Annotated in this window: 5 protein-coding genes and 1 pseudogene; 2 read left to right on the top strand and 4 right to left on the bottom strand. The window is 61.0% G+C overall.

The genetic code is table 11. The features are described 5' to 3' along the window. From VFE81_RS00450 to VFE81_RS00440, 3 genes are all read right to left on the bottom strand, one after another. A partial coding sequence (locus tag VFE81_RS00450; RefSeq protein WP_325042706.1) for a tetratricopeptide repeat protein occupies positions 1 to 755 on the bottom strand: 755 nt, incomplete at its 3' end. A gap of 85 nt (positions 756 to 840) precedes the next feature. Beyond that, positions 841 to 1521, bottom strand: coding sequence for a PspA/IM30 family protein (locus tag VFE81_RS00445; protein ID WP_325042705.1), 681 nt, complete (start codon positions 1519 to 1521; stop codon positions 841 to 843). A gap of 441 nt (positions 1522 to 1962) precedes the next feature. Then, on the bottom strand, positions 1963 to 2580 hold the full coding sequence (locus VFE81_RS00440) for a hypothetical protein (RefSeq protein ID WP_325042704.1): 618 nt from the start codon (positions 2578 to 2580) through the stop codon (positions 1963 to 1965). Between the two features lie 586 nt (positions 2581 to 3166). On the opposite strand from VFE81_RS00440, the gene VFE81_RS00435 reads away from it, so the two are divergent. Both VFE81_RS00435 and VFE81_RS00430 read left to right on the top strand, forming a co-directional pair. Further along, positions 3167 to 5668 carry a penicillin-binding protein 1A gene (locus tag VFE81_RS00435; RefSeq protein WP_325042703.1) on the top strand — a complete coding sequence of 834 codons (2502 nt, stop codon included), beginning with the start codon at positions 3167 to 3169 and terminating at the stop codon, positions 5666 to 5668. A gap of 438 nt (positions 5669 to 6106) precedes the next feature. Beyond that, positions 6107 to 6958, top strand: coding sequence for a lipid A biosynthesis lauroyl acyltransferase (locus VFE81_RS00430; protein WP_325042702.1), 852 nt, complete (start codon positions 6107 to 6109; stop codon positions 6956 to 6958). A gap of 35 nt (positions 6959 to 6993) precedes the next feature. On the opposite strand, the pseudogene VFE81_RS29035 reads toward VFE81_RS00430, so the two are convergent. Further along, positions 6994 to 7870 (bottom strand): annotated as a pseudogene (locus tag VFE81_RS29035) (IS30 family transposase); the annotation flags it as partial.

Below are 7870 nucleotides of genomic sequence, written 5' to 3'. Positions count from 1 at the left end.
AGTTCGTCGAGCTGATACGGCGGCACCGGATTCTTGCCGTTCGACAAGGTTTCGACAACACCGCGCAACTGGTCTTCGGTCGATTCGACTTCCTTCTCCAGCGCCTCATGACCTTGTACGGTGGAAAGCTTCACGTCGAGCTTCAACGAGCGCACGGCGTTGAGCATCTCGGTCGCGCGCTTGAGCTGCACGCGACGATCGTCGTCGGCACGCGAATCGTCTTGCGAGCGGGCGCGGCGCAATGTCCAGCGCAACACCAGCGCGATCACGCCGATCAGGAGAATGATGCCGACCCACATGCCCATGCCTGGACCATGCCGTTGCGGCGCCTGCGACACCATCGCCGACTGCTGCTGTACCGCCGGCGAATTCTGCTGCACGAACGGGTTGGCCGCGCGGCTCGTGGTGTTGCCACCGGCAGCGCCGGCACGTTCCGCGTTCTTGCGGATACGCGCTTCGGTTTGCGCGAAACGGGTCGGGTCGGTGAAGCGGATTTGCGGGTCGAGCGTCTTGGCCTGTTGCACCTGGGCGAGGGCGTCGGCAGAACGGCCTTCGCGATCGAGCACCTGGCTGTACAGGTAGTGCGCGCGTGCGTTGTTCGGATGCGCCTGCAGCACTTCGCTCAAACCGGCATCGGCCTGTTGCCAGTTGCCTTGCGACATGGCGGATTCGATCTGTTGGACCGTCGGCACAGCGAACGCCGCGACCGACACGAACAGCAGTGAGGCGAACACGCTTGCGAGAAATTTTTTCATTTACGGACCGGGTGCGATGCACCCGTCTCCTTCAGTCGATTCCGGCTGCGCTGATAACCGCAGCCGGTACTTACTGCTGACGCAATTACTGAGCCGGCGTGTTGATCTGTTTCTTCAACGCTTCGAGACGATCTTCGACGGACGGGCCACGGTTCAGATCCGAGAGCTTGTCGTCGAGTGCCTTGCCGCTCTTTACGTCGGCCGAATTCAAACGCGCGTCGGAACGGGCATTCGACAACGCAACCTTGTCTTCCAGCTTCTGGAAATCTTCGGACAGATTCTTGCCGCCGATACCGCCCAACGCAGTGGCTGCAACGTCTTTGGCCTGAGCGATCTGCTGCTTGGCTTGCAGGATGCTCGAGCGCGCGTTCAGGTCGTTACGACGGCCACGCATGTCGTCGATCTGGCTCTTCAACTGCTCAACCGAGGGCTCCAGCGTGACCAGTTCCCTGGCCAGCGCATCGCGCTCGGTTTCGGCTGTGGCTTGCGCGCCGAGGGCTTCGCGTGCGAGTGCTTCGTCGCCGGATTGCAGGGCGCGCTTGGCGCCGTCTTCGTACTTCTTCGCCTTGTCGGCGGCAACATCGCGCTTGCTTTGCTGCGTGGCGACTTGCGCCTGAATCTCGATCAGCGAGTTCTCGGCTTTAGCAATGCTCTCGTCGAGTTCGCGCACGATCTGACGCGAATCGCGCGACGGGTCTTGCACGGAATCGGCTGCGTCGTTAAGGAGACCTTTAAGCGTGCGCGAAATGCTGTCAAAAAGCGACATGAAAACCTCCAAAGAATGAAATCGGCGCTGAATAATCCCACGCGCTTTAACTGCTTTCCAATGCTACTTTACGCCGCTGCGCGTAAAGCTGCGCAGCGTTCGGACCGGAGTTCGGGGCGCACACGACAATTGCAATAGCGGCGCCGTAAATTTACGTTTTTGAAACGAATTGCAAAGAGCCGAAAAAACGCGCGGTGAGTCATTCAGCCGCTCGCGGATATTACACCACGCATTCTCTTAAAACCGCCTTAAAGGGCACGATGACGTCATCGCCGACCTTGCGCATGGAGGGCAGGGCGCGACGACGTAATCGCCCACTCTGCGCGCGGCGGGTGTCGCGGATGTGAAGACGCATGGCGCGTGAGCGGTGTGCTCGTACTGCTTTACCAGCAGGGCGTCCATGCGTGATGGGTCGGATCGTTTGATCGTGCCAGTTTCGATTCAGGCGAAGCGGCCGCCTTCCGTGCTCGGATCGCTGTGCGGGTCATCGTCTTCGTCGCGCGCGGCGTCGAGGCGCGGACGCTTGAGCACCTTGCGCAACGGCGTTTCCACGTCAGCTGGCTTCTGCGCCGAATCCGCAATGGATGCCGCCTTGGCCGCAGCGACGCGCCCCACGGCTTCGGCGGCCGCGGCGGCTTCTATTTCCTCGTCTGTCGCGGTAAGCGCGGCCAATACGCCGGCCGGCAGCAACGGTGCCGGGCTTCCGCCTGCGGGTGTGCCCAGCAATTCATTCGCATGCGATGCGGCCGCGCTTTCCGCCGGCGCACCGGATTCGTTGTTACCGTGGGTTTGCGGGGCTGCCGGGAGCGCCGCCCGTGCATGGCGCGTGCCGCGCGCGACACGCTGCAGCGCCGCGTCGAGCGCGTCTGGCGCGCGCGGCGCATTCAACCGGTCGACAATGCTGGCCGCTTTCACCTGCTCACTGGTCGCGCCGAAGCTCAACACCGCGCGCCGCATCAGTTCGCTGACGCTGATACCCAGGTCTTCGGCGGTGGCGGCGATCGCGCGTTTCTGCGCGGTCGTGACGAATACGACGATGCGTTCGCTGGGCTTGTTCATGGTCGGCTCGCATACTTGTTGGCATTGGCGGTTCAAGGCGTGTATTTGGCGTACGCCGTCGCGCGCGTCGGTAACGACTCGCGCGCCGAGTCCATCATATGACGAGTTGCACCGATGCGGAACGGGCGCGACATGAAAATCCCGTGACATCAATGAGTTGTGGCGTTTCCGGTGGGCTTGTCCACAGGCCTTTCAACATTTTCTGTTGATAACCCCGCAGGCGGCGCCCGGCGCTTGTGTGACTGACGCGACCCACCGCCCAGACGCCGCGCGAAGGGAATTCTTACAAAAAAACTGTCTTGGACGGCGCTTGATTTCTTTAAAATGCGCTGTTACGTTGCGCCGGACGATGTCCCAGGCGTGCCGTGCGGCTGCCCGGGGGCGTAGGGCCGCGCGGTGTTTTGCGCCTCATGCAGTCCGTTTGCTATTGTCGTGTGTTGTGCCGCCTGGTCTGCCGTTGCTGTGAGCTTGGGGTTCGCTGCCAGGCCGGGCGTGCGGCAACGGCGCTCGCGCTACAACCACGATCCATGTACGCGCCAGGAGCGTGTGCAGAAAGGCGTTCAGTTACGCGCCCACTATTCCAGTCATGCCAATCATCAAACGACCGCATTCTTCAAATTCTCCGGCTGGTGAAGACCGGGACTCCTACCACCGCACTCCAGGACGCAACGCTGCTTCGCGCGACCGGGAGGCCGGCCGCCGGTCGATCGGTACGACCATCGCCATCTGGTTTGTCAGTCTGCTGGCGACGCTGGCCGTGGTGGGCGCGCTGATTGCCGGTTACGCGCTCGTGGTGATGGGGCCGCAACTGCCGTCGCTCGACGCGCTGACCGACTATCGCCCGAAAGTGCCATTGCGCGTCTACACCGCAGATCATGTGCTGATCGGCGAGTTCGGCGAAGAGCGGCGCAGCATCGTGCGCTTTCAGGACATTCCGGATCAGATGAAGAAGGCCGTGCTCGCGATCGAAGACTATCGCTTCTACGAGCACGGCGGCGTCGACTTCGTCGGCATTCTGCGTGCGGGCGTTTCCGACATCATGCACGGCGGCGCCTCGCAGGGCGCGAGCACGATCACGATGCAGGTGGCGCGCAACTTCTTCCTATCGAGCGAGAAGACCTACACGCGCAAGATTTACGAAATGATGCTGGCGTACAAGATCGAGCGCGCGCTGACCAAGGATCAGATCCTCGAGGTTTACATGAACCAGATTTATCTGGGTGAGCGCTCGTATGGTTTTGCCGCGGCCGCACGCGTGTATTTCGGCAAGGATCTGAAAGACATCACGCTGGCTGAAGCCGCGATGCTGGCGGGCTTGCCGAAGGCGCCGTCCGCGTATAACCCGGTGGTCAATCCGAAGCGCGCAAAGATCCGTCAGGAATACATTCTGAAGCGCATGCTCGAGCTGAAATACATCAGCCAGGACCAGTACGATCAGGCCGTGAAGGAAGAGATTCACACCAAGAATCCGGGCAACGAATACAGCGTGCATGCTGAGTACATTGCCGAAATGGTTCGCCAGATGATGTATGCGCAGTACAAGGACGAAACTTATACGCGCGGCCTGAACGTCACCACCACGATCGATTCCGCCGACCAGGACGCGGCTTATCGCGCGGTGCGCAAGGGCGTGATGGATTACGAACGGCGCCACGGCTATCGCGGACCGGAAGGTTTCGTGCAACTGCCCGCACCGGGCGACGACCGCGATCAGGCTATCGACGACGCACTCACCGATCACCCCGACAACGGCGAAATCATCGCCGGCGTAGTGACGGATGCGAATCCGAAGCAGGTGAAAGCACAGCTGGTCGACGGCACCGACGTGACGATCAGCGGCGACGGTCTGCGCTTCGCAGCGGGGGCGCTCTCCGCGCGCGCGGCGGCGGCCACGAAGATCAAGCCGGGCTCGATCGTGCGCCTCGTTGCCGACGACAAGGGCAACTGGCAGATCACGCAGCTTCCGCAAGTGGAGGGTGCGCTGGTTTCGCTGACGCCGCAGGACGGCGCGATTCGCGCGCTGGTAGGCGGCTTCGACTTCAACAAGAACAAGTTCAACCACATCACACAGGCGTGGCGTCAGCCGGGTTCGAGCTTCAAGCCGTTCATCTATTCGGCCGCGCTCGACAAGGGCATCGGACCGGCCACGATCATTAACGACGCGCCGTTGTACTTTCCGCCGAGCACGCCGGGCGGTGATGCGTGGGAGCCGAAGGACGACGACCAGCCGGACGGTCCGATGCCGATGCGCCTCGCGTTGCAGAAGTCGAAGAACCTGGTGTCGATCCGCATCCTGTCGTTCATCGGCACCAGGTACGCGCAAGATTTTGTCACGCAGCGTTTTGGTTTCGACGCCGACAAGACCCCGCCGTATCTGCCGATGGCGCTCGGCGCGGGCCTCGTCACACCATTGCAATCGGCGGGCGCTTACTCGGTGTTTGCGAACGGTGGCTACCGCATCAATCCGTATCTGATCAATGAAGTTACCGACGCACGTGGTGAGCCGCTCTCGAAAGCGCAACCATTGACGGCGGGCCAGGATGCGCCGCGTACGCTCGAACCGCGTAACGCGTACATCATGAATAGCCTGCTGCATTCGGTGGCCACCGCGGGTACGGGTGCGGGCACCAACGTGCTGCATCGTTCGGACTTGCAGGGCAAGACGGGTACGACCAACGACGCGAAGGACGGCTGGTTCGCCGGTTATCAGCAATCGCTGGTCGCGGTGGCGTGGATGGGCTATGACCAGCCGAAGAGTCTCGGTAGCCGTGAGTTCGGTGCGCAGCTCGCGTTGCCGATCTGGGTCGGGTACATGCAGCGCGCGCTGCGCGGTGTGCCGCAAAGCGAACCGGCGCAGCCTGACGGCGTGACTTCGGTCGACGGCGAACTGTTCTATACGGACATGACGCCGGGCAATGGTTTCGTGGCCAGCATCGGGCTCGATTCGGCGAATCCGACCGCTGGTGCGAGCGATGCAGTCGGCGGTGTGGGGCCTGCGGGTATGACGCCGCCGGCGGTGCCGCCGCCGAGTGTCTCGTCGAATGAAAAGAAGCAGATCATGGATTTGTTCGAGACGAACAAGCCTTGATGTCTCCCACTGAGCACTTCTTTTGGGACGCGTCTGGGAGTGTAGTGAGTGTGTGCGGTTTGCCCAAGGCCGCACACACATATTTTTGAAGGGCAGGGAAATCGCTGCCTGGCGCTGATTCTGTGGCGCCACTGGGGCAGGGCCCGTCGAGCAGATTTTGTGCCTGCTCTCCGCAGTGTGTTTTAATTACGCCTACGGTGCTTTTATATTGGGTCCTATATGGACGCCCGATTCCTAAGCGGTTTCGGCCTCCGGCACTGCTGCGTCTCGCCGCGAGCGAGATGCCCATCCTCGAAAGTCGCGCCGCGCGAGACCCGTTTAACGCGCGCGCATGCCACTTCGCCCGTGGTCAACTGCTAGGTTGCCGCGGCTGGGGTGTTTGTCACTCAGTATCCACCGGGTCGTTGCCTCGTGAAAAGTCGAATACTCATCTGTCTGATGACAGGTCTGCTGCGCGCGTTTGCTTTCCTGCCATACGGTGTTGTCGCGCGCATCGGCACCGGCATCGGTGCGTTGCTGTACCGGATTCCGAGCGCGCGCCGGCGCGTCGTACATACCAATCTGAAATTGTGTTTTCCCGACATGAGCGACGAGGCGCGCGAGCGTCTCGCGCGCGCTCATTTCTGTCATGTGATCCGCAGCTATGTCGAGCGCGGCCCGCAATGGTTCGGCAATGCACAGGCGCTGGCACGCCTCGTCGAAGTGGAGAGCGCGATCGATCTTACGGACATGCAGGGCAAGCCGACGATTTTTGTGGGCTTCCATTTTGTCGGTATCGAGGCGGGTTGCATGATGTATTCGACGCGGCATCCGGTTGCGTCGCTGTATACGCCGATGTCGAATCTGTTGCTCGATGCGATGGCCAAGCGGCAGCGCGGGCGCTTTGGTACGGAGATGATTCCGCGTAGCGATAGTGTGCGGCGCGCGTTGCGGGTTTTGCGTGACGGCAAGCCGGTCATGCTGGCTGCGGATATGGATTTTGGGCTGCGGGATTCGGTGTTTGTGCCGTTTTTTGGTGTGCCGGCTTGTACGTTGACTTCTGTTTCGCGGATGGCGAAGGCTGGGAATGCGCGGGTGGTGCCGTTTGTGACTGAAGTCTTGCCAGACTATCGCGGCTATAAGCTGACTATTTTTGACGCGTTAGCTGATTTTCCTTCGGATGATGTTGCTGTGGATGCGCGGCGGATTACCGAATTCCTCGAGACGCAAGTGCGGCGGATTCCTGATCAATATTATTGGGTGCATAAGAGGTTTAAGAATCGGCCTGTGGGGGAGGCTGGGGTTTATTGACGATGCTTTTGCGCGTGGCGGCTGGGTGGGGGGATTCAACCGGTCATTGCAACACCCAACGTTTCTGCCAGTTTTTCGGCACGGTTCATAAATTGCAAGGCTTGCCGGGGTCGACCGTTCAGGCGCGCGGCGATCTTGTTCAATTCTGCCTGCGAATAGCCATCCACCGGTTTGCCTTTGGGAAAGTACTGACACAGCAGGCCATTCGTATTCTCGTTGCTGCCGTGTTGCCATGGGCTCGCGGATCGCAGAAATACACCTGTACGTCCGTGGCAATCGTGAAGTTCCTGTGGCTCGCCATCTCTGTACCGCGGTCCCATGTCAGCGATCCGCGTAGTTGTTTCGGCAGCTTGTTCACCTGCTTTATCAGCGTCGACACCACACTTGCCGTGTCCTTGCCTGCCACCTTGACCAGCATCACATAACGCGAGTGCCGCTCCACCAGTGTGGCAATGTAGGTGTTGTTTGAGCCCGCCGGCAGATCGCCTTCCTAATGCCCAGGTACCGCACGGTCCTCCACCTCGCCCGGCCTTTCGCTGATCGACGCTGCTCCGATTATGTTGCCCCTGTTCTGGCCGCTCGCCGAGGCGCTCTTCGCCTGGTGCATCGTACGGTTCGTACGAAGATGGGCGACGAGTTCCTTTTTAAGCACCCTGCGCGCCTGGATGAACAGGCTCCGGTAGATCGTCTCGTGAGATATCTTCATGTCCTTGTCGACCCGGAACTCGCGCCTGAGCCATCCCGCTATCTGTACAGGAGTCCATTGTAATTTGAGCCTGGCCGCCACCAGCCGGCGCAGCCGCGCATTGCCCGACAACGCACACGCCTTGGGCCGTCGAGCGCGCTCCCATGAGTTTGCATCGGCCTCATGTGCCCGATACCTGTGGCTGCCGCCATTGCGCGCGATTTCCC

Source organism: Paraburkholderia sp., assembly GCF_035656215.1.
Taxonomy (GTDB): domain Bacteria; phylum Pseudomonadota; class Gammaproteobacteria; order Burkholderiales; family Burkholderiaceae; genus Paraburkholderia.
This window is presented reverse-complemented; position numbering and strand designations above follow the sequence as displayed.

Coding starts and splice junctions, on each gene's coding strand:
- VFE81_RS00435 (WP_325042703.1), top strand. CDS start 3,167: ATGCCAATCATCAAACGACCGCATTCTTCAAATTCTCCGGCTGGTGAA.
- VFE81_RS00445 (WP_325042705.1), bottom strand. CDS start 1,521: ATGTCGCTTTTTGACAGCATTTCGCGCACGCTTAAAGGTCTCCTTAAC.
- VFE81_RS00430 (WP_325042702.1), top strand. CDS start 6,107: ATGACAGGTCTGCTGCGCGCGTTTGCTTTCCTGCCATACGGTGTTGTC.
- VFE81_RS00440 (WP_325042704.1), bottom strand. CDS start 2,580: ATGAACAAGCCCAGCGAACGCATCGTCGTATTCGTCACGACCGCGCAG.